This window comes from Pontimicrobium sp. IMCC45349 (genome assembly GCF_047219225.1).
Lineage (GTDB): Bacteria > Bacteroidota > Bacteroidia > Flavobacteriales > Flavobacteriaceae > IMCC45349.
In genome coordinates, this window is the sequence record NZ_CP178208.1 from 562,798 (window position 1) to 589,521 (window position 26,724).

At 31.8% G+C, this 26,724-nt stretch carries 23 protein-coding genes; 11 read left to right on the top strand and 12 right to left on the bottom strand.

Annotated elements, in window-relative coordinates; all coding sequences use genetic code 11:
• Nucleotides 1–12: 12 nt before the first annotated feature.
• Nucleotides 13–474 carry a hypothetical protein gene (locus ACLII3_RS02690; protein WP_412986271.1) on the bottom strand — a complete coding sequence of 154 codons (462 nt, stop codon included), beginning with the start codon at nt 472–474 and terminating at the stop codon, nt 13–15.
• 170 nt (nt 475–644) lie between these two features.
• On the opposite strand from ACLII3_RS02690, the gene folE reads away from it, so the two are divergent.
• From folE to ACLII3_RS02715, 5 genes are all read left to right on the top strand, one after another.
• Nucleotides 645–1,322, top strand: a complete 678-nt coding sequence (gene folE, locus ACLII3_RS02695) for a GTP cyclohydrolase I FolE (RefSeq protein WP_412986272.1) — start codon at nt 645–647, stop codon at nt 1,320–1,322.
• Between the two features lie 44 nt (nt 1,323–1,366).
• Complete coding sequence (gene cysS / locus ACLII3_RS02700) at nt 1,367–2,854, top strand: cysteine--tRNA ligase (RefSeq protein WP_412986273.1); 1,488 nt, start codon at nt 1,367–1,369, stop codon at nt 2,852–2,854.
• Nucleotides 2,855–2,859: 5 nt separating this feature from the next.
• Nucleotides 2,860–3,099, top strand: a complete 240-nt coding sequence (gene yidD / locus ACLII3_RS02705) for a membrane protein insertion efficiency factor YidD (protein ID WP_412986274.1) — start codon at nt 2,860–2,862, stop codon at nt 3,097–3,099.
• A 71-nt stretch (nt 3,100–3,170) separates the two neighbouring features.
• Nucleotides 3,171–4,004: a prolipoprotein diacylglyceryl transferase gene (gene lgt, locus ACLII3_RS02710; RefSeq protein ID WP_412986275.1), complete on the top strand. Its 834-nt coding sequence runs from the start codon at nt 3,171–3,173 to the stop codon at nt 4,002–4,004.
• A gap of 105 nt (nt 4,005–4,109) precedes the next feature.
• On the top strand, nt 4,110–4,586 hold the full coding sequence (locus ACLII3_RS02715) for a hypothetical protein (RefSeq protein WP_412986276.1): 477 nt from the start codon (nt 4,110–4,112) through the stop codon (nt 4,584–4,586).
• Between the two features lie 122 nt (nt 4,587–4,708).
• Here the strand turns inward: ACLII3_RS02715 and secDF are convergent, their stop codons facing one another.
• The 6 genes from secDF to gyrB all read right to left on the bottom strand — a co-directional run bounded on the left by secDF (nt 4,709) and on the right by gyrB (nt 13,778).
• A complete protein-coding gene (gene secDF / locus ACLII3_RS02720; RefSeq protein ID WP_412986278.1) occupies nt 4,709–7,711 on the bottom strand; it encodes a protein translocase subunit SecDF in 3,003 nt (1,000 codons plus the stop codon).
• Between the two features lie 186 nt (nt 7,712–7,897).
• Nucleotides 7,898–8,518, bottom strand: coding sequence for a hypothetical protein (locus ACLII3_RS02725; protein WP_412986279.1), 621 nt, complete (start codon nt 8,516–8,518; stop codon nt 7,898–7,900).
• A 91-nt stretch (nt 8,519–8,609) separates the two neighbouring features.
• Complete coding sequence (locus ACLII3_RS02730) at nt 8,610–9,515, bottom strand: SecDF P1 head subdomain-containing protein (protein ID WP_412986281.1); 906 nt, start codon at nt 9,513–9,515, stop codon at nt 8,610–8,612.
• A gap of 65 nt (nt 9,516–9,580) precedes the next feature.
• On the bottom strand, nt 9,581–10,507 hold the full coding sequence (gene mdh, locus ACLII3_RS02735) for a malate dehydrogenase (protein ID WP_412986283.1): 927 nt from the start codon (nt 10,505–10,507) through the stop codon (nt 9,581–9,583).
• A 135-nt stretch (nt 10,508–10,642) separates the two neighbouring features.
• Nucleotides 10,643–11,689 (bottom strand): DUF6588 family protein, encoded by a 1,047-nt coding sequence (locus ACLII3_RS02740; RefSeq protein WP_412986285.1) that lies wholly within the window; start codon nt 11,687–11,689, stop codon nt 10,643–10,645.
• A gap of 151 nt (nt 11,690–11,840) precedes the next feature.
• Nucleotides 11,841–13,778, bottom strand: coding sequence for a DNA topoisomerase (ATP-hydrolyzing) subunit B (gene gyrB, locus ACLII3_RS02745; RefSeq protein WP_412986287.1), 1,938 nt, complete (start codon nt 13,776–13,778; stop codon nt 11,841–11,843).
• 729 nt (nt 13,779–14,507) lie between these two features.
• Between gyrB and ACLII3_RS02750 the strand changes: the two genes are divergently transcribed.
• The 3 genes from ACLII3_RS02750 to ACLII3_RS02760 all read left to right on the top strand — a co-directional run bounded on the left by ACLII3_RS02750 (nt 14,508) and on the right by ACLII3_RS02760 (nt 19,053).
• Nucleotides 14,508–15,329 (top strand): helix-turn-helix domain-containing protein, encoded by an 822-nt coding sequence (locus ACLII3_RS02750; protein ID WP_412986289.1) that lies wholly within the window; start codon nt 14,508–14,510, stop codon nt 15,327–15,329.
• 203 nt (nt 15,330–15,532) lie between these two features.
• Entirely contained in the window at nt 15,533–16,603 is a 1,071-nt protein-coding gene (locus ACLII3_RS02755; RefSeq protein WP_412986291.1) for a hypothetical protein, read from the top strand.
• 11 nt (nt 16,604–16,614) lie between these two features.
• Nucleotides 16,615–19,053: a T9SS type A sorting domain-containing protein gene (locus ACLII3_RS02760; RefSeq protein WP_412986292.1), complete on the top strand. Its 2,439-nt coding sequence runs from the start codon at nt 16,615–16,617 to the stop codon at nt 19,051–19,053.
• Nucleotides 19,054–19,180: 127 nt separating this feature from the next.
• Here ACLII3_RS02760 and ACLII3_RS02765 read toward each other — a convergent pair whose 3' ends face one another.
• The 3 genes from ACLII3_RS02765 to ACLII3_RS02775 are packed head-to-tail and all read right to left on the bottom strand — an operon-like array spanning nt 19,181 to nt 21,293.
• Nucleotides 19,181–19,996 (bottom strand): CPBP family intramembrane glutamic endopeptidase, encoded by an 816-nt coding sequence (locus tag ACLII3_RS02765; RefSeq protein WP_412986294.1) that lies wholly within the window; start codon nt 19,994–19,996, stop codon nt 19,181–19,183.
• Nucleotides 19,980–20,702 (bottom strand): CPBP family intramembrane glutamic endopeptidase, encoded by a 723-nt coding sequence (locus ACLII3_RS02770; RefSeq protein WP_412986296.1) that lies wholly within the window; start codon nt 20,700–20,702, stop codon nt 19,980–19,982. Before ACLII3_RS02770 ends, ACLII3_RS02765 begins: the two co-directional genes overlap by 17 nt.
• A 21-nt stretch (nt 20,703–20,723) precedes the next feature.
• Nucleotides 20,724–21,293, bottom strand: coding sequence for a DUF4870 domain-containing protein (locus ACLII3_RS02775; protein WP_412986298.1), 570 nt, complete (start codon nt 21,291–21,293; stop codon nt 20,724–20,726).
• A 364-nt stretch (nt 21,294–21,657) separates the two neighbouring features.
• Here ACLII3_RS02775 and ACLII3_RS02780 point away from each other — a divergent pair, with 364 nt between their 5' ends.
• Nucleotides 21,658–22,074: a hypothetical protein gene (locus ACLII3_RS02780; protein ID WP_412986299.1), complete on the top strand. Its 417-nt coding sequence runs from the start codon at nt 21,658–21,660 to the stop codon at nt 22,072–22,074.
• Nucleotides 22,075–22,218: 144 nt separating this feature from the next.
• Here ACLII3_RS02780 and asnB read toward each other — a convergent pair whose 3' ends face one another.
• A complete protein-coding gene (asnB, locus tag ACLII3_RS02785; protein ID WP_412986301.1) occupies nt 22,219–23,883 on the bottom strand; it encodes an asparagine synthase B in 1,665 nt (554 codons plus the stop codon).
• Between the two features lie 190 nt (nt 23,884–24,073).
• Here asnB and ACLII3_RS02790 point away from each other — a divergent pair, with 190 nt between their 5' ends.
• Entirely contained in the window at nt 24,074–25,345 is a 1,272-nt protein-coding gene (locus tag ACLII3_RS02790) for a YCF48-related protein (protein ID WP_412986303.1), read from the top strand.
• An 86-nt stretch (nt 25,346–25,431) separates the two neighbouring features.
• Complete coding sequence (locus tag ACLII3_RS02795; protein WP_412986305.1) at nt 25,432–25,956, top strand: DUF2911 domain-containing protein; 525 nt, start codon at nt 25,432–25,434, stop codon at nt 25,954–25,956.
• Between the two features lie 48 nt (nt 25,957–26,004).
• On the opposite strand, the gene ACLII3_RS02800 is transcribed toward ACLII3_RS02795, so the two are convergent.
• Nucleotides 26,005–26,637, bottom strand: coding sequence for a 7-carboxy-7-deazaguanine synthase QueE (locus tag ACLII3_RS02800; RefSeq protein WP_412986307.1), 633 nt, complete (start codon nt 26,635–26,637; stop codon nt 26,005–26,007).
• Nucleotides 26,638–26,724 lie beyond the last annotated feature (87 nt).

The window sequence follows — 26,724 nt, forward strand, 5'->3', positions numbered from 1 at the left end:
TGCTTAGTTATATTATTGGTGTTGGGACTTAATGACTATAAAGTAGTTTGTATTATCTACTCTATACAACGACGTTCCTCTTGCATAAAAATTAAAATTATACTTTAAAGGATTGAAGTTGTTAACATCAAAATTACCTCTAGACAAGTTCTCGTTATAATAGTTAAACAATGACACTTGTGACAACAAAGTACATTTTTTTTGGTCTCTTGGATTGGAAATAAGTTTCACCTCCACTCTATTTCTTAATATATTCTTCAAAGTTTTTAACCTTTGAGGATTACTTAAGACATACGCTTCTAATTTATCTCCATAAACTTCTTGGAGCATCTGTTTTTCTTGGAAAGTCAAAGGAGCATCGACATTACTATTGTATATGACATGTCCTAAGGGCTGCTTATCATTCTTCGTCTGAGCATCTAAATTAACACTAAAACAAAAGACAAAAGTAGCTGCTAAGATTAAAAATCTCATTTTCATTGCTTTTTGTAAAATTCTGTTTAAGCTCGAAAATTAAGAAATTTTTAGGACTTATATAAACTATATGCGTTGAAATTAATAGTTTGTTAATTGAAACGTCAAAATTTTGGAAATGATTATCTTTGTAGCTTATTCAAAAATAAAGGATTTTTACAATCATTGAAATGAAAATAGAAAAAGACATAGAAAACATTGAATCTATTGGTGACAACCACATTGGAACATCTGCCAATACACCTATGCGTAAAGACGCTTTCACGCTTTCTAATGAAGAAAAAATTGACATCATAAAAGATGATGTTAGGCACATTATGGAAACGCTTGGATTGGATTTAACAGACGATAGCTTAAGCGGTACTCCTAACAGAGTTGCAAAAATGTTTGTATCAGAAATTTTTGGAGGACTTGATCCAAAAAGAAAACCAAAAGCATCAACATTTGACAATAAATATAAATATGGTGAAATGTTAGTCGAAAAAAATATTACTGTTTATTCTACCTGCGAACACCATTTACTTCCAATAGTTGGTAAAGCTCATGTGGCATACATATCAAATGGCACAGTAGTTGGGCTTTCTAAAATGAATAGAATTGTAGACTATTTTGCTAAAAGACCACAAGTTCAAGAGCGTTTAACAATTCAAATAGTTGAAGAATTACAAAAAGTTTTAAACACAAAAGATGTTGCCTGTGTTATAGATGCCAAACATTTATGTGTAAACTCAAGAGGAATAAGAGATATTGAAAGTAGCACTGTAACTAGCGAATTTGGTGGAAAATTCAAAGAAAAAGAAACCAAGCGAGAGTTTTTAGACTATATTCAATTAGACACTAAATTCTAAACCAACTTATTTAAAATCAACCATACCAAACAACTATTAAGCTAATGGAACTTTACAAAAACCAAGAACTTAAAATATACAACTCATTAACAGGGAAAAAAGAAATTTTCAAACCAATTAACGAAGGTTATGTTGGCATGTATGTTTGTGGCCCAACTGTATATAGTAATGTTCATCTTGGTAATGTAAGAACATTCATGTCTTTTGACATGATTTTTAGATACCTAAAACACTTAGGCTATAAAGTAAGGTATGTTAGAAATATTACAGATGCTGGTCATTTAGAAAATGACGCTGATGAAGGAGAAGATAAGATTACTAAAAAAGCACGTCTAGAGCAAATTGACCCAATGGAAGTAGTACAAACCTATACTGTAGACTTCCACAATATTCTTGACACTTTAAACTTTTTACCTCCTAGTATTGAACCAACAGCAACAGGACATATTATTGAGCAGATAGAAGTTATAAAAACTATTATCGATAATGGTTTTGCCTATGAAGTTAATGGTTCAGTATATTTCGACGTACATAAGTTTAATGAGACACATGAATATGGTAAATTAAGCAAACGTAAATTAGAAGATTTAATTCATAATACAAGAGCTCTTGACGGTCAATCTGATAAGAAAAACCCTCAAGATTTCGCACTTTGGAAAAAAGCAGACCCTCAACATATCATGCGCTGGCCTTCACCTTGGAGTGATGGATTCCCTGGATGGCATTTAGAATGCACAGCGATGAGCACTAAATACCTAGGCGAAACTTTTGATATCCATGGTGGTGGTATGGATTTAAAATTCCCTCATCATGAGTGTGAAATTGCTCAAAATGAAGCTGCCATTGGAAAATCTCCAGTAAACTATTGGATGCATGCCAATATGCTTGAGCTTAATGGTCAACGTATGTCAAAATCTACAGGAAACACTATTAATCCTAATGAATTGTTATCAGGAAACAATGATAAAATGAGTAAAGCTTACTCACCTAATGTTATTCGTTTCTTTATGGCGCAATCTTCATACAGAAGTGTACTTGACTTAACAGATGATGGACTTAAAGCAAGTGAAAAAGGCTTAAATAAATTACTAGAGGCAATTAACATTTTAGACAAACTAAATATTAGTAATGAGTCTAACGGTTTTGACATTTCTTTATGGAAAGAAAAATGTTATGACGCTATGAATGATGACTTCAATTCACCTATTTTAATTGCTGAGTTATTCAATGCTGCCAAATACATTAACCAAATAAAGGATGGAACTGCTAGTATTAATTCTAAAGATTTAGAATTAATCTCCAACACAATGAATACATTTGTGTATGATGTTTTAGGTTTAAAAAAACAACAAGGAGGTACTCAAGACAACTCTGATAAGCTAGGAGATACAGTTGAAATACTAATTAAACTTAGAGCCGAAGCCAGAGCAAATAAAGATTTTGCGCTATCAGACCAAATTAGAGATGAATTATTAGCAATTGGTATTCAATTAAAGGACGGAAAAGATGGTACTACTTTTTCGACTAACTAATAGTCATGAAAAAAGTATTTACAGCACCTTTTATATTTTTAGTTAGAGTTTACCAAACTTTAATTTCACCTTTAACTCCTGCAACGTGCAGGTATCAGCCAACATGTTCTCATTACACTGTAGAAGCATTAAAAACTCACGGTTTATTATATGGTGGCAAACTAGCATTAAAAAGGATTTTTAGTTGCCATCCTTGGGGTGGAAGTGGTTATGATCCTGTACCAAAAAAGAATGAAAAAAAATAAATTCTTTAGAGAAAAGTCCACCTCTTTAATCCGTTTCAATTTTCTATATTTACAGTAACTAATTAGAGATTATGCAATTTTTACAAATAGAATGGGGTTTAGCTTCTGAAGGCATTAAAATAATAGGCGATTTTAAGATTCATTATTATAGTATGATGTGGATGGCTGCCTTTGTTTTAGGTTGGTTTATCATGAAAAAAATATATAAAAATGAAAACCAATCAAATGAAAAGCTTGATTCACTTTTTATGTATTCTGTTTTAGGAATTATGATTGGCGCACGTTTAGGACATGTGTTTTTCTATCAACCAGAACTTATTAAGCAAGACTTTTTTAGCATCTTTTTACCGTTTAAATTCAAAGGTGGTTTTGAGTTTACAGGTTTTCGAGGTTTAGCAAGTCATGGAGCAGCTATTGGTATGATAATCTCAATGTATTTATACAATAAAAAAGTACTTGGAAAATCGGTGATTTGGATTTTAGACCGCGTAGTATTACCTGTTGCTTTAGGTGCTGTTTTTGTTAGAATTGGCAACTTTTTTAATTCTGAAATGATTGGAAAGCCTGCTGATGAGTCTTTACCTTGGGCTATAGTTTTTAAAAACTTTGATAGCATACCTAGACATCCAGGACAATTATATGAAGCTTTTGGCTATATTTTTGTATTCCTAACACTATGGATATTATACTGGAAAACCAACAAGAGTAAACAATCTGGATTTCTATTTGGACTATTCTTGGTACTTTTAATGACAGTAAGATTAATAGTTGAAAACTTTAAATTAGAGCAAGTAACAGGTCGAGAAGATTGGATTTTTAGCTTAAACACAGGACAAGCTTTAAGTATCCCTTTTATCCTTACTGGTTTATATTTTATGTTTATGTACAAACCTAAACAAGCTTAAACTGAACTTACAATTCACTATGTAGCTTTCTTTATTATTTATATGAGAAGTAAGCTTCTGAAATACATCTTCCCACCTCTAATTTACATTTTGAGTGTTCTTTTAATGGAATTCTATCAAAATATTGTTATCGCTGGATTTTGGTTATTTTCAATTCTTTTATGTTTAATCATACTTATAAGGCTGCTCGTAAAAAAACAAAGCCTATCCCTAAAACTTATACCAATTTCATTACTATTAATTCCAATATTTGATTTAACATTAGGAATTACCAACACCCTGAGAGATCAAATAAAAGGAGAAATTGTACTCGACATAATTGACGATAGCTTCTTAACAACTAAATCATTGATTGTTCGAGAAAAAAACGAAAAACTTACTGCACGATTTCACAGCTCTGTTGCTGGATTTGGAGATACAGAAAACGCTCAAATAAAAATACTAAACGATAGCACTTTATTTTTTAAAATATCTAAAAGAGAGTATTCAGAGAGTCTAATATTCAATAAACAAAACCAAATTTTGTACAATAAAGAAAAGAATCTGAATTATCGAGTTTTAAAAAACACTTTGCTTAAATAAACACCACACCTACTTCTCCAAATACACCTACAACTATAACAAAGCTTTATATCATAAATTTTAATCACAAAAAAAGCCTTTCAATTATTGAAAGGCTTTTTTTATTATTTATAAAAGTAAGATTACTTATTCTTCTTTTCGTCTAACTTCTTAATTGTATCATGCATAATTGGAGTTGCAATAAATACAGAAGAGTATGTACCTACAACTACACCTACTATTAAGGCAAATAATAAACCTCTTAATGAGTCAGCTCCAAAAGCAAACATTGCTAATAATACTACTAATGTAGTTAACGATGTATTTAACGTTCTACTTAGCGTACTATTTAATGCAGAATTTACTGTTCTATCAAAATCCCATCCAGTATGCTCATTCAAGAATTCTCTAATTCTATCAAACACTACCACTGTATCATTTAACGAGTATCCAATTACAGTTAAGATTGCCGCAATAAATGCTTGGTCAATTTCCATACTAAATGGTAAGAACTTCCAAGTAATTGAGAAGATACCTAATACAATTAATACATCATGGAATACAGCTGCTACTGCACCAAGAGAGAATTGCCACTTCTTAAATCTTAATAAGATATATAAGAATACTACTATTAAAGACCCTAAAATCGCCCAGAAAGAAGATTGTTTAATATCATCTGCAATCGTTGGACTTACCTTACCAGAGTACATTTTTCCAACATTATTTTCAGCGTTTACAAATTGCACATATGTAATACCATCTGGTAAGAAAGGCTTTAATGATTCAAATAATTTGCTTTGTACCTCTTCATCAACTTCAGCAGAGTTTTCATCTACTTTATATTTAGTTGATATCTTTAACTGGTTTGGACTACCAATAGTTTTTACTTCAGCACTATTAAATACAGCATTAACAGCTCCTTTAACCTCTTCAGTATTCATGTCTTGTGCAAAACGAACAGTATAAGTTCTACCTCCAACAAAATCAATACCTTCATCTAATCCAGTTGTAAATAATGATGCTAAACCACCAAGAATAATTACTCCAGAAATCACATAAGACATTTTACGCTTCTTTAAGAAGTCGATATTGATATTTCTGAATAATCCTTTTGTAATTCCAGTTGAGAAATCTAAACTTCCATTTTTGTTTACATACCAATCAATTAATAATCTAGTAATAAAGATTGCAGTAAATAAAGACGTTAAAATACCTATTAATAATGTTGTTGCGAAACCTTTAATTGGACCTGTACCAAATACAAATAAGATTAATGCTGTTAAACCTGTTGTAATGTTTGCATCTAAAATAGATGATAATGCATTACTAAATCCATCTTTAATAGCTTCTTTTTGTCCTTTACCTTTATGCAATTCTTCACGAACACGCTCATAAATAAGTACGTTTGCATCTACCGCAATACCAATTGTTAATACAATACCTGCAATTCCAGGAAGTGTTAATACAGCTCCTAACCCAGATAATACACCAAAAATTAATAAGATATTTAGCATTAATGCGATATCTGAAAAGATACCAGCTTTACCATAATAGAATATCATCCATACTAATACTAATAATAATGCTATAATGAAAGACTTCATTCCACTATCAATAGCTTCTTGACCTAAAGATGGTCCAACCTCATCCGCTTGAACAATATCAGCAGAAGCAGGTAATTTACCAGCTCTTAATACGTTTGCTAAATCCACAGCCTCATTTAATGTAAATGAACCTGAGATTGAAGAGTTACCTCCTGAAATAGCTCCAGTTGTAACACCTGGTGCAGAATACACAATATCATCTAAAACAATAGCAATTTGACCACCAGTATTAAATGCTTTTCCAGTCATTTCTTCCCAGATTTTAGCACCTTTCCCATTCATTTGCATAGACACACTTGGCATACCATTTGGCTCATACGTTTGTCTTGCATCTGTAATAACAGCTCCACTTAATTGTGGCTTGTTTTCTCTATTTCCTTTTAAAGCGTATAACTCAACTAGTTCAATGCTTTGTACATCTTCATTTGTAGTTTGTTGTACTTGAGGAATTCCCCAAACAAACTTAACAAATCTTTGCTCTGGAGTTAATAAACCTCTTACTTCTGGTCTATTTAAATAATCTGTTACTAATTGCTTGTCTTTATTTTCAAACATTGCAATTACAGGTCCACCTGAATATCCTTGACCTCTAATTAAGTCAATTAAAGGGTTTACTGCATTAGCTACATCTGTAGAATCTGAAGCAGTATCTCCAATAATATCAGAGATATCATCTGTTTGAGTTTCTGTAGCATCACTCTTAACTTCTTCAGTTGCTCCAGTATCTACTACGCTTTTTAAAGCTTCGTTAGCTTGTACTATAAACGGTAAAAACTCTTCTCCCTTATAAGCATCCCAAAACTCTAACTGAGCAGTACTTTGTAAAAGTCCTTTAACACGTTCAATATCTTTAGCTCCAGGAAGTTCAACTAATATACGTCCAGAGTTTCCTAAACGTTGAATGTTTGGTTGTGTTACACCAAACTTATCAATACGCTTACGTAATACTTCGAAAGCAGAAACGATTGATTCGTCAATTTTTGTTCTTAAAATTGGCTTAACTTGATCATCAGTCATGTTAAACGTAATCTCTTCGCTTAACGTTCTGTTAGCAAAAATATCTGGAGAAGCTAATTTTGTATCCCCTTTAATTGCATCAAACGCAACAAAGAAATCCTCTAAATATGTATTCTGACTATCTTTTTGTAATTCTTCAGCATCGCTTAACGCTTTTCTGAATAATGGGTCTTTACTATCGTTAGCTAAACCTACTAATATATCTTTAACTGATATTTGTAAGATTACGTTAATACCTCCTTTAAGGTCAAGACCAAGGTTCATAGCCTTGTCTTTAACTTCTTTAAAAGTATAATCTGCTATAAGTATATCAAATACTTTTTCGTTTGACAAAGAGTCTAAGTACCTTACTTCTTCAATAGCTCTTTTAGCGTCGTAATCTTTTTCAGTCTCAGCTATTTTACTAATAGCAATTTCTTTAGCATTATCTTCAATTTGATTTGCTTTGAAAGTAAACGATAACTGGTAAATACTTACCAAACCGAATAATAAAGCAAATAATTTTACTAATCCTTTATTTTGCATTCTTCTGTTATTTTGTTGTCAAAAATTTTAAACGAGCAAATATAAAATTTACCGTATGATTGACAATTATTTTTTCATGATTTAATATTGATTTTACTACACAACATAACCATTGTGAGTATCCAAAAACAAAGCATATCAATACTACTTTGCTTTAAGTTTAAAATATTTTGGAAAGTGTTCTAGTTATGCTCTTCCTTTAATTTGAGGTCCAGCTCTAACTTCAGGAATTTTATATGAAATATTATCAATAGCTATGGCAATATTTCTATTAACCACAAAAGCTATTTCATCAATTTGGCTTTTCTTTTTTACGCTAATACTATTTGAAGAGGCAAATACATTAGGGTTAGAAAAACGGTCATTTTCAGACTTATTATTTATTACATAACCATCAAAACCTGATTCAAAATCAGTGCTACTTTTAATCTCGAAGACATCAAAATTATAAGCATTTGAAGATTCTTTTGAAGGTGATTTTCCTTGGCTATTATTATATGAAGTATAACCAAGCTCTAAACTTTTTTGATTTGAAAGAACTTCTTTAACGCTTGCAACATCTATATCACTAAAATATGTGATTTTTAATTTGCCATTTCTTTCTTCTTGAACGTGAATATTATCTGCACCAATACTTTGTAACTGTGAAGTAATTACTGCTACTGCATTTTGAGCATCAAAAGAAGACATCTCATAATCAGAAAATTGCAGTACAATTTCTTGATTAGGTGCAGAGATTTGCTCCTGATTAACACCTAAAAAGGCTAGAATAATAATTAAAGTACTTATGTACCATTTTACGTTCATGCGCCAAATATAAAAAATAAAGACTGCTTTACTATAGTTTTAGACAAATATGTACTTTAATTCGATATATATCATTGAAATACAAAAATGACTACTCGTTTTTACGCTCTAAAAACTTAACTAATTTCAGCTTAGGAATAATATCACCAGCACTTAAAACAGCTGCTAAATCTTGAGCTTCTTCAAGTGTATAGTTTCCTGAAATTTCAGACTTCCCTCCAGTTATTGGACCAGCAGAAACACCTGGAGCTGAATACACAATATCATTTACAGTTATAGCAATTTGCGTATTATTTATATAAGCTTCATTTGTCATATGTTCCCATTTCTTTCCTCCTTCTTCACTCATTTCAATACTAATGGTTGGTTTATCTATATAATTATAGGTTTGAAATGCTTTTGTAATATCACTTCCAGTAACTAATGCTTTATCTTCTTCATTAGATTTAACTGCGTAAAAACCAACAACCTCAATATCATTTGGCTGTCCTTTTAGAAACTTCAAATACTTAAACTCATTATCAAAAAACGATTTAAAAGCCTCTTTATTTAAGTTTTCTAGCACTACACCTAAATTCTCAGAACTACAATAAAATATTGTTGGATCATAAGGAACATTAGGAAATGCAACCAATTCTTGTAATGCTCCTTGATTTAAAGAATTATCATACCTAAGTAAACTTTCTAATACGTCCTTAGATTTATAACACTCCCAAAACTCCAATTTCCCTCTATTAGTTATAAGGTTGTCAATTCTATCCTTATATATAGTATCTGCTTTTATGGTTAGTAAAATATCTTTACTCTTACTGCTATCAAATTTAAAGTTAAGACCATAATTACTTAGTCTTTTTGACAACACCTCAATAACCTTTTCTTTTTGTGATGTTTCATCTAAATTTTCAAATTCATAAATGAGTTGATATTCATTCTCTTCTTGAAACATTGAACATGATAATAAAACTGAAAAAATTATAACTGAAAAAATTGTCTTCATAAAATATTGAATAAAAAAAGGCTACCATTAAATGATAGCCTAAATATATTTAAAATAATTGCTTATTATAGTTCTAATAAACCATTTGTTTTCTTAACTCCTTCAGCACTCTTAGCTAAATGCGCTTTTTCAGCATCACTTAAATCGATTTCAACAATTTTCTCGATACCATTACGACCTAAAATTACTGGTACACCAATACATAAATCGTTTAATCCATATTCACCATCTAATAATGTAGAACAAGGGAACATTTTTTGTTGATCACAAGCAATAGCTTGCACTAAACCGCTTACTGCAGCTCCTGGTGCATACCACGCAGAAGTACCTAATAATTTAGTTAAAGTTGCTCCTCCTACTTTAGTATCTTCTTTTACTTGCTCTAAACGTTCTTCTGAAATGAATTCAGATACTTTAATACTATTTCTTGTTGCATGAGATGTTAATGGCACCATACCAACATCACTATGACCTCCAATTACCATTCCATCTACATCGCTAATAGGAGCTTCTAAAGCCTCAGCTAATCTATACTTGAAACGTGCAGAATCTAATGCTCCACCCATTCCTATAATTCTATTTTTTGGTAAACCAGTAGCTTTATGAGCTAAATACGTCATAGTATCCATTGGGTTACTAACTACAATTAAAATTGTATTTGGAGAATGCTCAATTAAGCTTGTAGCAACAGTTTTTACAATTCCTGCATTGATACCAATTAATTCTTCACGAGTCATTCCTGGTTTACGAGGAATTCCAGAAGTAATTACACAAATATCACTATTTGCAGTTTTAGAATAATCGTTTGTTGATCCTGTTATTTTTGTATCAAATCCATTTAAAGAAGCACATTGCATTAAGTCCATTGCCTTTCCTTCTGCATAACCCTCTTTAATGTCTAATAAAACGACTTCTGAAGCAAAATCTTTAATTGCGATATACTCAGCACAACTTGCACCTACAGCTCCTGCTCCTACTACTGTTACTTTCATTTTTTTATTTTTTAATTATTAGTATGTTGTTAAACTTCAATTCCTTATTCATTGAAAATAAGAAAGCGCAAAGATAATACTTTGCGCTTTCTTATTTAAATGATTTTTATCATTAATTTTCGAATTACTTTACCTCTATCTAAAGCTAAAAGCAATTCCTGCTGATGCTGTATTATACTCTTGAATTGTATAATCAGCAAATATTTTAAAAAATCCAATGTTCAAGCGTGCTCCTAGCGTGCCTCTTATACCATTTGCATCAAAATCCAAATTCATTGGATTACTAATTGTTTCGCTAACTGTACCAATAACGTTCCCATTATTATCTTCTACATCATATGTTAAGTTGTAATCTCCTTTCATTTTAAATGACGAACTTCCATTATTATATCCAACTCCACCATAAAGTGTTACTATTTTAAAATCTAATGATGCTAAAGCTTGAACTGTCCAAGTATTTAATTTAAACTCACCTTGACCGTTAGTTACCACTACATCATCCGAAATACTATCATCATCAATACTATAAGTAACATCCATTTTAGTAAAAGCCGCTAATATAGATACATTTAGAGGCAGCTTATCTAAAGGTCCAAAATATTGCATTAAATCGTGCTGAAGACCAACACCAATTAAACTAGCTTCCACATCGTCATCAAAACTTACTTTTGGAACTAATCTTAATTTCACATCTGTTTTAAACGGAATTCCTACTCCAACTTGAACCATTGGTGCTCCAATAGCATTTGCAGGTAAATCGTCTGTAATACCTCCAGGCATTTCAAAACTACCTACATTAAAAGTATTATTTCCGTTTGGAATAGACACATCAACCAAGGTTTCTGAATCGTTATCACTCATTATTGTTGGCAATGATGTTTCTCCATTTGGCAATGATAAATACTGATATTCACTTGCAATAAAATCAAACATTTCATCCTTACTAGGAACAAAAGAAGCATTAGCACTAATAGTGATATCGAATCCAAACTTTTTATGAGTCTTAGCTGTTGTGTACCAACCATTATTCATACTATACATTAATCCATTCATTGCTGGACGCATATAATTCTCGGCTAATAAGCTAGCATCATCAGCAGCTAATAATAAGCTTTCTAATTCTTGTGCTTTAGAAAATTGAGTTGTAAAAACTAAAGCAATAATTAATAATAACTTTTTCATACTATATCGATTTGGTTAATCAAAAATAAAAAAATTATATCAAAAACTGCGTTTTATCGTTAAAAAATAACTTTTCATCGATTTTTATTTAATTTTCACAAATAAAAAAAGCACTCAAAATGAGTGCTTTTTTTATATAGTTAGTTATAGTCTATGCATCAATATTAGCATAAATAGCATTCTTCTCGATAAACTCTCTACGAGGTGGTACATCGTCTCCCATTAACATAGAGAAAATACGATCAGCCTCTCCTCCGTTATCAATTTGAACTTGACGTAAAGTTCTAAACTCAGGATTCATTGTTGTGTCCCATAATTGCGTAGCATTCATCTCTCCAAGACCCTTATAACGCTGTATGCTTACACTACCTCCAAAAGACTCAGCTATTTGATCACGTTCATCATCATTCCAAGCGTATTGCTTTTTCTGACCTTTTTTGACTAAATACAATGGTGGTGTTGCTATGTATACATGACCACTTTCTATTAATTCTTTCATATATCTAAAGAAGAACGTTAGAATTAATGTTGCAATGTGAGAACCATCAATATCGGCATCACACATAATTACAATTTTGTGGTAACGTAATTTAGATAAGTTAAGTGCCTTACTATCTTCTTCTGTTCCAATAGTAACTCCCAATGCAGTAAAAATATTTCTAATTTCTTCGTTTTCAAATACTTTATGCTGCATTGCTTTTTCAACATTAAGAATCTTACCTCTTAATGGCAAGATAGCTTGAAACGCCCTATCACGACCTTGCTTTGCAGTTCCTCCTGCCGAATCTCCCTCTACAAGAAACACTTCACATAAAGAAGGATCTTGCTCTGAACAATCACTTAATTTTCCAGGTAAACCTCCAATGCTCATGACAGTTTTACGCTGCACCATTTCACGTGCCTTTTGCGCTGCGTGTCTAGCTTGAGCTGCTAAAATTACTTTTTGAACAATGGTTTTTGCATCTTCTGGATGCTCCTCTAAATAATCCGATAACATTTCTGACACTGCTTGACTCACAGATGCCGAAACTTCTCTGTTACCTAATTTTGTTTTTGTTTGCCCTTCAAATTGAGGCTCTGCAACTTTAACAGATACAATTGCTGTTAATCCTTCGCGGAAATCATCACCAGAAATATCAAACTTCAACTTATCTAACATTCCAGAACCATCAGCATACTTTTTTAATGTATGTGTTAATCCTCTTCTAAATCCAGATAAGTGTGTTCCACCTTCATGCGTGTTAATATTGTTTACATAAGAATGTAAATTTTCAGCATAAGATGTATTATATACCATTGCTACCTCAACAGGCACTCCGTTCTTTTCACCTTCAAACGAAATAACGTCTTTCATTAATGGTTCACGGTTTCCATCAAGGAATTTCACAAACTCTGGTAATCCATTTTCAGAATGGAAAGTTTCACCTTCAAAACTACCATCTTCTTTTTTATGGCGCTTATCAACTAAATGAACTGTAATTCCTTTATTTAAGTAAGCAAGTTCACGCATACGACTTGCTAAAGTATCGTAATTATACTCTAAAGTTTGTTGGAAAATTTGTGGATCCGGCTTAAATGTTACAATAGTTCCAGTTCTATCAGATTCTCCAGTAACTTTTACAGGATATAGTGTTTTTCCTCTTTCATATTCTTGCTCCCAAATTTTGCCATCTCTATGTACAGTAGCCTTTAAATGCTCTGATAATGCATTTACACAACTTACACCAACACCATGAAGACCACCTGATACTTTATATGAGTCTTTATCAAATTTACCTCCAGCACCAATTTTAGTCATTACTACCTCTAAAGCAGAAACACCTTCTTTTTTATGAAGTCCAACAGGAATACCGCGACCATCATCCTCTGTAGTAATAGAGTTATCCTCATTAATAGTTACAGTAATATTATCGCAATGACCAGCTAAGGCCTCATCAATCGAGTTATCTACAACTTCATACACTAAATGGTGTAAACCACGAACACCTACATCACCAATATACATCGAAGGACGCATACGTACGTGCTCCATACCTTCCAGCGCCTGAATACTATCGGCTGAATACTGATTTTTATTTTCTTCACTCATAAAATTTATATCTTTTATATTTGATTTAAAGTCATAAAAAAATGACGCTAAAAGCATCATTTACATTACTTACAAAGATACAGCTTTTATTAGTCATTTTTAAGCCTCTTAAGAGATTTATCACTTACTTATCAACATTTGTCAATTTTAAGCAAAACGCCTTAAAATAGCTAAAAACAAGCTTAAATAGGATTTAAGTTAAATTTTCAAACTCTCACATATTCAACTTTAAAGAAAAGCTCGCATATAAGCTTAAAACACTTTTTGACTTTTATAAAAATTGTTCAAAAGAATCAATTTGTAGATGAACTTATATTTCATAGAAATAAAAATCAATAACCACACACAAAGCAACACAAAATACACAATATCAGTAAATTACTGAGATTAAACAAAATTTATCATTATCTTTAGATACATACCAACCAAATGACCTTTAATTTATTTAATACAATAATTGTTACTGGCATTATACAAGGTATAATTTTTACTATTATAGTGCTCAGCTCTAAGAAATATAAATCTAAAAGCACACTCATATTAACTGCTCTTATATTTATTTATTCTCTTGGCAATTTGCAATATATTTTAGCAGACATTAGTGTAATTTCACTATGGAATATGTACAAGTACATCTACCTCCCTACAGCCTCTTTAATTCCTGTTCTAATATACTACTACATATCAACTTATTTATTTCACAAAAAACCTTTAGGTAAAAAAAAACTATTGTTACTCCCTTTTACTTTTTTCTTATCATTAACCTTATCCTTCAGAATCATTTACTGTTTTAGCACAACCAATGACAATATTGATAAGCTCTACACATTAACAATTCAAACCAACGAAATTTTTTCGGTTATTTTTTCACTTATTCTTATAGCATTGTCATTCAAAATGATTTCAGACTATAAAAAAACTTTAAGAGAATTCAATAAAGAGCTTATTAGACTAGATTTAAATTGGCTAAAGTTTATATTGAGCTTTATTCTTGTTTTTACTTTAATTTGGGCTTATTTCACGTATAGAAACATCTTTGTCGAAAATGACAAACCAAACTTTTATCTTTTATGGATTGGTATTGCTACAATAATTTATTTACTAGGTCATATTGGCATCTATAAATACGGTATTATTTTAGAAAGAAAAAAATTACGAACCATATCAATACTTAGCAATAGGGCAAAAAAAAACGAAGTAACAAATGAACATATAGCAGAATTAGAGTTTTTAATGAAGCAAGAAAAATTCTACTTAAATCCTAATCTATCATTAGAAACTGTAGCAAAAAGACTAAATATAAGCCCTAGCTATTTATCTCGACTTATACACAACGAATTAAATACTAGCTTCTCAAACTATGTTCACTTATATCGAATTAACGAAGCCAAAAGCTACCTGTCAAACCCAGAATTTTCTAACTATACTATTGTAGCAATAGGTCTTGAAGCTGGCTTTAACTCGAGATCATCTTTTTTTGGTGTTTTTAAAAAAGAAACTGGGCAAACACCATTAGAATTTAAAAAAGCACACCTTAAAAAGTCCACATAATTGACATATTAAAAAAATTTGGACTTAAAAAAAATCGTACAAAGATATCTTTACAATAATTCCTTTTCAATATAAGATAATTACCAATATTGACATCTAGGAGATTACATGCTCTATCATCATCCATTTGAATTTAATTAATAGCAACTCTGTGCTTTTTAAAACTCATAGCACTATTGATCAACAATCTAAAACTATTAATTATGAAAAATTTTATTTTCCTTATCAAAAAGCCCTTAGTCCTTTTCTTATTTTTAACACCTTTGTTTTTACTAGCTCAAACAACACATACTGTTAATAATAATCCTGATGTATCAACTGATTTTACCGATTTACAATCAGCTATTAATGCGGCATCAGCTGGTGATATCTTATATGTTCAGCATTCCCCAACATCCTACGGAAATGTTACTTTAAATAAAGATTTAACTATTGTTGGTCGTTCACATTCGGATGCTGGTTACACAACCTCAATTGGCACTATGAGCATTAGCAATGGTGCTAGTAATGCTACTGTAACTGGTTGTGACATCAACTCTTTAAACCAAACTGGAAGTGCTTCAACAATAGATGGGCTTTCATTTTTTGATAATGACATCAATTCTTTTGGACTAGGCAGCACTCATACTTTTACCAACTTGAATTTACAAGGCAATGTATTTAGGAGTACATTTACATTATCACAAAATTCTTCAAACGTTACTATTACTAACAATCTTTTTTTTAGTGGAAGTATTTCTTTCTACATGGTAGACACGCTATTCTTCAGCTATAACGTTATGGGGAATACTGGTAATATGAGCATTAACAATTATGCCACTACTAATTCACAGCTAAATATTAGCAACTGCATTTTTGTTTTAAATGCCAATGGAGATCGAACAGTTACCTTGAATAGAAACGGTACAAATACAATTCAAGTTGATGATTGTGTTACCTACAACTATAATAACACATACATGTACAATTTTGAAACTGACACTTACATAACCATTAATGCTAATGTGCAAGAAAATACGAATCCTTTGTTCACTAATGTTACTCCTGCTACTCCAGCTTCAATAGCTGGAACACAGTCAAATTATGATCCTCTTAATGATGATTTAACCTTACAAGGAGGGTCTCCTGTAAACAATGACGGACTTTATCAAGGTTATAATTTTATTAACTTAGGAATACCAACAGGATATCCAAGCATAAAAATATTATCACATGATCCAACAATAGCTAAAAACGGAAATTTAAGTGTTACTATTGAGGCTAAAACTAATTAAAAACCAACCTTATGAAAACGCAAATCACAATAGTTTTATGCTATTGCTTGAGTATTCTTGGGTTTGGACAGTCTATAGATGATATAGAATATTTCTTTAATACTGATCCAGGTTTTGGACAAGCAACATCAATAGCACCTGATAGTAATTCAGGAAACTTAACTCAAACATTATCCATACCAACTGGTTCTCTCACAGGATTTAACAGCCTTTACATAAGAACTCAAGATAATTTAGGTATATGGACGATGTATGAAAAAAGAGAATTATATATTACCGACTTTATTCCACTTGTAGGAGCTGCAGAAATTGTATCAGCAGAGTATTTTTTTAATACAGATCCAGGTTTTGGCAATGGCATCACTCTTTCTGTAAATGCAAACTCAGGAAACGTAACACAATCTTATTCCATTCCCCTCGGCTCTTTAACGGGATTCAATAGTCTATACATTAGAACCTTAGATGATTTAGGAATATGGAGCTTATATGAAAAACGTATATTTTTTGTCACAGACTTTACACCTTTAGCAGGAGCTACAAATATTGCCGATGCTGAGTATTTTTACAATACAGATCCTGGCTTTGGAAATGGCACACCTATTACTGTAGATGCAAATACAGGAGATTTAACACAAATAATTTCAATCCCTGTAAATTCCCTTCAAGGTTTTAACAGTTTATATATTAGAACACAAGACGATTTAGGTGTATGGAGTTTGTATGAAAAACGCATATTCTTTGTAGAAGATGACATTGTTTTAACAATCCCTACACTTACAGGTGCAGAATATTTTTATGATGCTGATCCAGGTTTTGGCAATGGAACTCCAACTACAATTACTACAACTGGAAACCCAGATGAGTTTACAGTGGAATTAGGAACCACTGAAGTATCATGTGATTTTCATGATTTCTATCTTCGTTTGCAAAATTCTGATGGTACTTGGTCTTTATATGACTATAGCATAGACTTGGAAGTATTTGACAATGCTAACCCAACGATAGTTGTTTTTCCAGATATAACCGCAGAATTAGATGCCAATGGAGAAGCTTCAATTACACTTGCTGATGTAAACAATGGTACTTTTGATGATTGTGAACTTGTATCAGTAGTACTAAACCAAGCTCAATTTGACTATACATGTGCTGATTTAGGAATAAATACAGTAACTGTAACTGCCACTGATGCTGAAGATAAAGTTAGCAATCAAGATGTTGACATTACAGTTGTAGACTTAATTAATCCAGTCGCAATTGCACAAGACATTACAATACAATTAGATGCTAATGGAGAAGCTACAATTACAGGTGCTCAAATTGACAATGGCTCTACAGACAACTGTTCAGTAGACAGTTTTTCTTTAGACGTATCCAGTTTTAATTGTAGTAACCTTGGTAATAACACTGTAACATTAACAGCGATAGATCAAAGCGGAAACAATAGTACAAATGCTCCAACAGCAACTGTAACTGTTGAAGACAACATAAATCCAACTGTTAACACACAAAATATCACCATACAACTAGATGCTAATGGAGACGCTTCAATAACAGCAAATCAAATAGACAACAACTCTACTGACAACTGTACTATTGACTCTCGAAGTATTGATATTTCTACTTTTACTTGTGCAGATTTAGGTCCAAACACAGTAACATTGACTGTCACTGATCAAAGTGGAAATTCTGAGAACAATACAGCTACCGTAACAGTAGAAGATACTGTAAACCCAATTGTTAACACTCAAAACATTACTGTGCAACTAGATGCCAACGGAAACGCTTCTATCACTGCTAGCGAAATAGACAATAACTCTACAGATAATTGTACTATTGACTCTCGAAGTATTGATATTTCTACTTTTACCTGTACAGACTTAGGAGCTAATACAGTAACACTAACTGTAACTGACCAAAGCGGAAACTCAGAAAACGATACTGCTACTGTAACTGTTGAAGATACTATTAATCCTGTAGCAATTGGTCAAGATATAACTATTGATATAAATGGAAATCCTTCCATTACAATTACAGCAAACGATGTTAATAATGGCTCCTACGACAATTGTGGTTTTGTCTTAAGTATTGATGTTGACACATTCACCCAAGAAGGAGTTTTCCCAGTAGTTTTAACAGCAACTGACGTCTTTGGGAATGAACACTCCACTACAGTTATGGTTACTGTAGAAGATAGTACTTTGGGACTTGAAGATTTAACTATTTCTCCGAAAAACATTAAACTCTATCCTGTTCCAGTCAATAATCAACTATTTATTTCAACAAAATTAATAATTGATATTATTGATATTTATGACATTAACGGGAAGCACATTAAGACAATTAACAATCCAAATTTAAGTATTCAAACTAATGATTTATCATCTGGTGTATATTTTATAAAATTCAAAATTGAAAATTCTTTTGTTACCAAACGGATTATAAAAGAATAGCTATTAATCCATAATTAGTTAGTTTAAAACAAGGGACTATATAGAGAATAGTCCCTTGTTTTTATCAGTAGTTTGTTAGTTGTAATAAAAAGAATTAAAACAAGTTTTACTCTACAAATAGGAAAGTTTACCGTTTAATTAAAACGACTATTTTATCCCACTTCCAAATTAGAAAAGTAACCAACAAGAAAAACCCATTGAAGATTACTAAAAACATGATAAAAGGCGCCCAAGTTTCAAAGGTATTTACATCAGTCAGATAAAATATACTATTACTGTCATTAGTATTACTTATCAAATGACGTGTTGCCCAATTATTCCCCAAATGTAATCCTATTGGAAACCATAAAGTTTTAGATTTTAATAAAGCAGTTGCAAATAACAAATGGCCAACAGGAATAGATACCGCAAGCAGAATTATCAATCCTCTTTGTTGCAGTACATTTTCATCTAAAACATGAATTAGCATAAACAAGATTGAAAAGATAATATTTGCCACAACCACATTAGATACTTCAATCGTTTTCTTAAACAAATAGCCTCTAAACAAAAATTCTTCAGTAGCCACTTGAGGTAAAATAAAATAGAAAGCTAATAATAATGTTGCATAATCTATTGAATTTTCCATCTCAAAGGTTTCACCCAAATACAATGCTTTTAAATAAGTTGCTCCAAATAAAGCAACCATACCAATGCCAATTCCAAGTGGTAAAAACGAAAGATTTTTTAGACTAAAGTTTAATCCAATAGATGCTAATGTCTTTCCTTCAGTTTTATAGAGCAACCAAGTCACCACAAACAAAAGCACAGGTGATACATAAGGTACATATTCTTTTATAAATCCTTTACTTGTCAGTCCACTTATAAATAATACTAAAACGAAAAGTATAAGCGCCAATACAAATCTTGACACTTTTGGATAAGTTTTAAATAGCACTTTCATGATGATTGATTTCTAGTTGTGGGTATAATTTTGTTTTTAGTATTAGCTTCACAACCACTAGCATCATGATTGAAGGAAATAAGCCCTTAAATAAATTAAAGAAAAGCCAATCCCAATCTTTTACATCTATTCTAGACATCTCTTGAAAGATAAGCTCACCATAAGGTTGTGATTCAAAAAAGCATGCATTTATAAAATTTACACCCAAGTGAAACCCAAGTCCCAGCATAATGGATTTGGTTTTATAAAAACTATATGCCCAAACATAACCTGTAAATCCAGTAACCAAAAGCACATAAGCTAGAAGAATAATGCGCTCACCAATAATACCATAAGAGAACCAATGGTATACACCAAATACAATAGCAGAGATCCAAATGGCTTTTGTGGCTCCAATTCTTTGAATTAAAATATAAAGAATCGCGCCTCTAAACACTAAATCCTCAGTTAACGCAGACCTGATATGATAAACGAAAGCATCAAAAACAGCACTGTAATTTATAGGTTTGGATTGCCACTCCACTTTCAAAAGCATCGTCTCTATATAAATGTTGACCAATATAATAACTACAATAGCTATGAACCCAATTACAAACTGAATGCCTCTATTTACATTTGGCACTACACCTAACACTTCAATATTTTTTTTCTCAATAAAATGCAATAGCAACCATGAGATTACTATAATGACTAATAATCCTAACATAATATGATATTTTAAAAAAGGTTATGCCGCTTTTGGCTTTAAGAAAGAAATCGCTAAAGGATACTTGCATGTACCATGCTCTAAAGAAGACATGATATTTCTAACGGTAACGATGATACTAAATAAGACAATCAAACCTGTAATAAAGAAATTAAAACCAGGAATGATAAAAAAGATTAACAAACTCAGTATAAAATATAAAGTGATAGACATATGAAAATTAACCACAGCTCTACCATGTGCATCATAAATTTTATTATCATCTGCTTTACTTATCCAAACAAATAATGGAATTAAGATATTAGCAAAAGGAATGATGATTCCAAAAAATGGAGACGCATGAATAAGCAACATCCATTTTCTTTGAATTTTTTCTTCTTTAGGATCATCCAAAACGATTAAATCCTCGACCTCAACATCCAATCCTGCTGCTAATAATTTTACAGTTTGCAAATGCGGATTAACTTCTCCTTTTTCTATACGTTGAATTGTACGCACACCAACCGTAGTTTTATCTGAAAGTTCTTCTTGGGTATACCCTTTTAACTTACGTTGATAAACTAAATTTTCTTTTAATGATTGATTTTTCATGTTCTATGATTTTGTTGGTACAAATGTATAGTGCTATGCTCGTTTTTCTCACGCCATTTAAATGTCACCTATATGTCAAATATAGTGTTTATAAGGGTTTCAAACGAAATAAATTAAAAAAGGATGTCTTTTATAAATAGAAAAACAAAAATCACAAAAACACATTAAAAGGCTATATTTAAATTTTACCAATTGAATTTGCAGGAAAAATTGGCTAACTTTGTTAACGTCTTACACAAGCCATTGAAACAGGCTCATATCACTAAGTTGTGTTTAATTAATGAATAAGAGCAATTCAAATATTAACTTGATAGAACAAGGACAAGGTTTAGGCGTTCTAAAGTTTGGACTTGAAAGGAATGCTGTGGAACTGATTCTTGGTGTGCCTGATGAAAAAGAGAAGTACTCCTATTCGAAAGACGAAGAAGACTTAACCGAAAGTTGGCATTATGACAACCTAGATTTGTCTCTAGGGTTTGACGAAGAAGATGATTGGCGATTAGTGACTATCGCCATCACTTCAACGGAATATAATTTCAAAGGATTTTCGCCAATTGGATTGACCAAAGATGAATTGAAAAATAAATTAGACACTATCGGGATAAATGACCTTGAATTTGAAGATTGGTCATCGATAGAAAGTCCTTCGCATGAATTACTTTCTTCAGATTCATTGGGAATCAATTTCTGGTTTGATGAAAATCGACTAAGTGAAGTTCAATGGGGACCACTATTTATTGACGATGAAACAATTAATTGGCCAGAAATAAATAAAAACTAAACACAACAATGACTAAAATGCATGCCCAACCTATCTAACCGTTGCACGACATTTTAGCCTGAACGTTAACAAACCAAAAAAAGCTAACCAATTACAGTTAGCTTTTTTATAAACAAACCTTAAAAACCCTTAACTAACAAGAATTTAATAAGCATCTTCATGTACTTTTGATACTGCTCTACCACTTGGGTCATTCATGTTTTTAAAAGCCTCATCCCATTCTAAAGCAATTTTAGTACTACAAGCTACACTTGGCTCCTGAGGTACACACAATGCAGCAGCATCACTTGGAAAGTGAGATTCAAAAATTGAACGATAGTAAAACTCTTCTTTATTTTGTGGTGTTTGAATTGGAAATCTAAAATGTGCATTTGCCATTTGTTCATCGCTTACTTCTTTATCAACCACTTCTTTTAAAGTATCAATCCAACTATAGCCAACACCATCACTAAATTGCTCTTTTTGTCTCCATGCTACACTTTCTGGCAACATATCTTCAAAGGCTTTACGCACTACCCATTTTTCCATACGTTCTCCATTTATCATTTTATCTTGTGGATTAATACGCATTGCTACATCCATAAACTCTTTATCCAAAAATGGTACACGACCTTCAATTCCCCAAGCTGCTAGACTTTTGTTTGCTCTCAAACAATCGTACATATGCAACTTATCTAACTTCCTTACTGTTTCATCATGAAATTCTTGTGCATTTGGTGCTTTATGAAAATATAAATAGCCTCCAAACAACTCATCTGCACCTTCTCCACTCAATACCATTTTTATCCCCATAGATTTAATAACTCTTGCCATTAAATACATAGGCGTAGACGCACGAATAGTTGTAATGTCGTAAGTTTCTAGATTATAAACCACATCTTTTATAGCATCTAATCCTTCTTGAATTGTGAATTTAATTTCGTGATGTACAGTACCAATATGGTCAGCTACTTTTTTCGCTGCAGCTAAATCTGGAGAGCCTTCTAATCCAACCGAAAAACTATGTAATTGTGGCCACCAAGCTTCTGTTTTATCATCGGCTTCTATACGTCTTTGAGAATATTTTTTTGCTATAGCAGAAGTTACCGAAGAATCCAAGCCACCAGACAACAAAACACCATAAGGCACATCACTCATTAATTGTCTATGCACAGCATCTTCCAATGCTTGCCTCACTAATGCTATATTAGTTTCATTATCCTTTACAGCCTCGTATTCTTCCCAATCTCGTTTATACCATTGTACCAACTCTTCATCTTTACTCGACAAATAATGTCCAGGAGGGAATAATTCTATTTTAGTACAATAACCTTCCAGCGCTTTTAACTCTGATGCTACATAAAAAGTTCCATTTTTATCCCAACCTATATATAAAGGGATAATTCCCATGTGATCTCTAGCTACAAAATATTCGTCCTTTTCTACATCATAAATTGCAAAACCAAAAATTCCATTTAAATCGTCAACAAACTCAACCCCTTTTTCTTTATACAAAGCTAAAATCACTTCACAATCACTCTGCGTTTGAAAGTCATAGGTTTCTTTAAACCTACCTCTTAGCTCTCTATGGTTATAAATTTCGCCATTAGCAGCTAACACCAGCTTTTTATCAGCACTTAACAAAGGTTGTTTTCCAGAAGCTGGATCTACAATAGCTAAACGCTCATGCGCTAAAATTGCTTTTTCATCACTATAAATTCCACTCCAATCTGGTCCTCTATGACGAATCTTTTTTGACATCTCCAATATTTGAGGCCTTAACATTTCAGATTTTTGTTTTAAATCAAAGGCACAAACTATTCCACACATAACATTATCTTTTAAAGTCTAATTATTAATATTTACAAAGCAAATGTTTTAATTAAATATTAATTTAAAAACATAAAAAGCTATTTTAGTTTCAAAATGAAACATTAAAACTCATTTTAAACAAAAAAAGAAACAAAAAATTACAGAAATAGAATTTTAACTTAGTATCTTTAATTATCAATACTTTAAAATGAAATTTGCAACCTTATTATTACTGCTAATTTGTTTTAATCTAAATGCACAAGCAAATTGGCAACCAATACCAGAGATCGCCTCAAACACTAACAATCAAAGATTTGATGACGTGTTTTTTTTAAACGACAATCTTGGATGGGCAGCTAATGGTTATTATGCTGCTGTATATAAAACCACAGATGGAGGTATTACATGGACCGAACAACTTAACGAAGATATCCTTGGAGGTAGTTTTTATTTTAGAAACATTGAGTTTTTAAACGAAAATGTAGGCTTTTTAGGGACATTAAATGGTATTTTCTTTAAAACTACTGATGGAGGTAATAATTGGACTCCTGTAATAATTACACCAAATCCTCCTGCTATTTGCGGCTTAGATGCTATAGGAAACTCAACCATTTATGGATGTGGAGCTTACTTTACTCCTGCACACATTATTAAATCAACAGACAGCGGAGATACTTGGCAACATATAGACATGTCAACTTATGCAGATGCTCTAGTAGAAGTACTATTTTTAGATGAACTTACTGGTTATGCTTCTGGGCAAAACAACAATGGTGGTGTTATTTTAAAAACTACTGATGGTGGTGCTACTTGGACAGAATTATTAAACACAAATATTCCAGGTGAATATGTATGGAAACTACAAACATTAGAAGGAAATCCTAATATTATGTTTGGATCTGTGTCTTCTATCAATCCACATAATGGAAAACTTATTAAATCGATCGATGCAGGAGTAACTTGGTCAAGCTTAGATGCACCAGAAACAAATGTTCAAGCTGTAGGATTTATAACCGAAAATCATGGATGGATGGGAGGACATAGTACAGGGTTTTATGAAACCTTAGATGGTGGGATCTCATGGACTAACTTAAATATTGGCAGTAACCTTAACCGTATACTTATTATTAATTCAGGTTTAGCCTATGCTTGTGGTACAACTATATATAAATTTACAGATGAAAACCTAGGCATTACTAATTTCCAAGAAACGAACAAAGAGAATTTAACTATAACATTACATTCAAACCCAGTTGAAAACGACTTAGAGTTTACCATTCATTTTAATAGTGACGACAATATATTAATTACGCTTTATGATATAAATGGAAAATATATTAAGCAATTAACTAGAGACATTATCACCACTAAAACAACTAAATCATATTCTTTTCCAGTTGACATGTTAGCTAGCGGCATATACATATTAGACTTTCACAATAACACAGGTCGTTCTTCTTTAAAATTCACAAAAAAATAACATATACATTTTAAACTTTAACAAAACCTTGTAAATCTTGCACTATCTATTGAATAGTTTTAAGCAATCAAAAAACTTAAACTAAAATGAATAGAAAAACACTTATTTCAACAATTGCATTTGCATTTATTACGCTTTTATCTTTTAATGTAAATGCACAGAATTTTTCAGGTCTTGATAAGAGTCCGTTAGATATTAGTATGACAAGAGACAAATCTGTAAAAATCGTTTATAGTAGACCGCAATTAAAAGGAAGAGACATAGCTAAACTTGCACCTAACGGAAAAATGTGGCGTACTGGAGCTAATGAAGGTACAGAAATTACTTTTTACAACAACACAACAATTGGTGGAAAAAAAGTAGAAGCTGGCACTTACACTTTAACTACAATTCCTGGTGAGAAAGAATGGACTATTGTTTTAAACTCAAATTTAAATGTTTGGGGAGGAAATGCTGGTAGTAGATACAATAAAGATACTGAAGTTGCTCGATTTACAGCTAAAGTATCAAAAGGTGACGAATCCTTAGAAGCATTCTCAATTGCTTTTGATAAAAACAATACAATGTATTTAGGTTGGGATACTGTAAGAGTAGCAATTCCTATAAACTAGAAACAAGATATTGCTTCACAAAAAAGCCTTGATTTATCAAGGCTTTTTTTATGGTATATTTAAATACTTATGTGTTTGTAACGACACTTTCCATTTTGGGTTTGCCATAACATAATCTACAATTTCAGGAACTACTTTATCTCGTTTACTCCATTCAGGTTGCAAATACAAAATACAATCCTTATTAACTTTTGCTGCTTGTTCTTCGGCAAATTTCAGATCGCTTTTATTGTAAACTATCACCTTTAATTCATCGGCGTTATCGTATACTTCTTGTGTAGGAAGTTTTAGTTTTTTAGGTGACAAACAAATCCAATCCCATTCTCCAGTTAACTTATAAGCTCCAGAAGTTTCAATGTGCACTTTTAAACCTTTATTCTTAAACCCTTGAGTTAACCTTGTCATATCCCAAGTTAAAGGTTCTCCTCCAGTAACTACTACTGTATCGCTATACTTTGCTGCATTTTCTACTATCTTAGATGTTTCAGTTGGAGGATGCAACTCTGCGTCCCAACTTTCTTTAACATCACACCAATGACAACCAACATCACAACCTCCTATTCTTACAAAGTATGCAGCTGTACCTTTATAATACCCTTCTCCTTGAATAGTATAAAACTCCTCCATTAAAGGCAACATATCGCCTTTAGCAACCATTTCTTGTATTTCCATTTTTGTCATAGCCTGCAAAGATACGGATAAGTTAAATCTTTACCGCTTTTTTGGTTTATTTTAAACAAGTTATTAGTTTTGTCTTGGATTAATTAA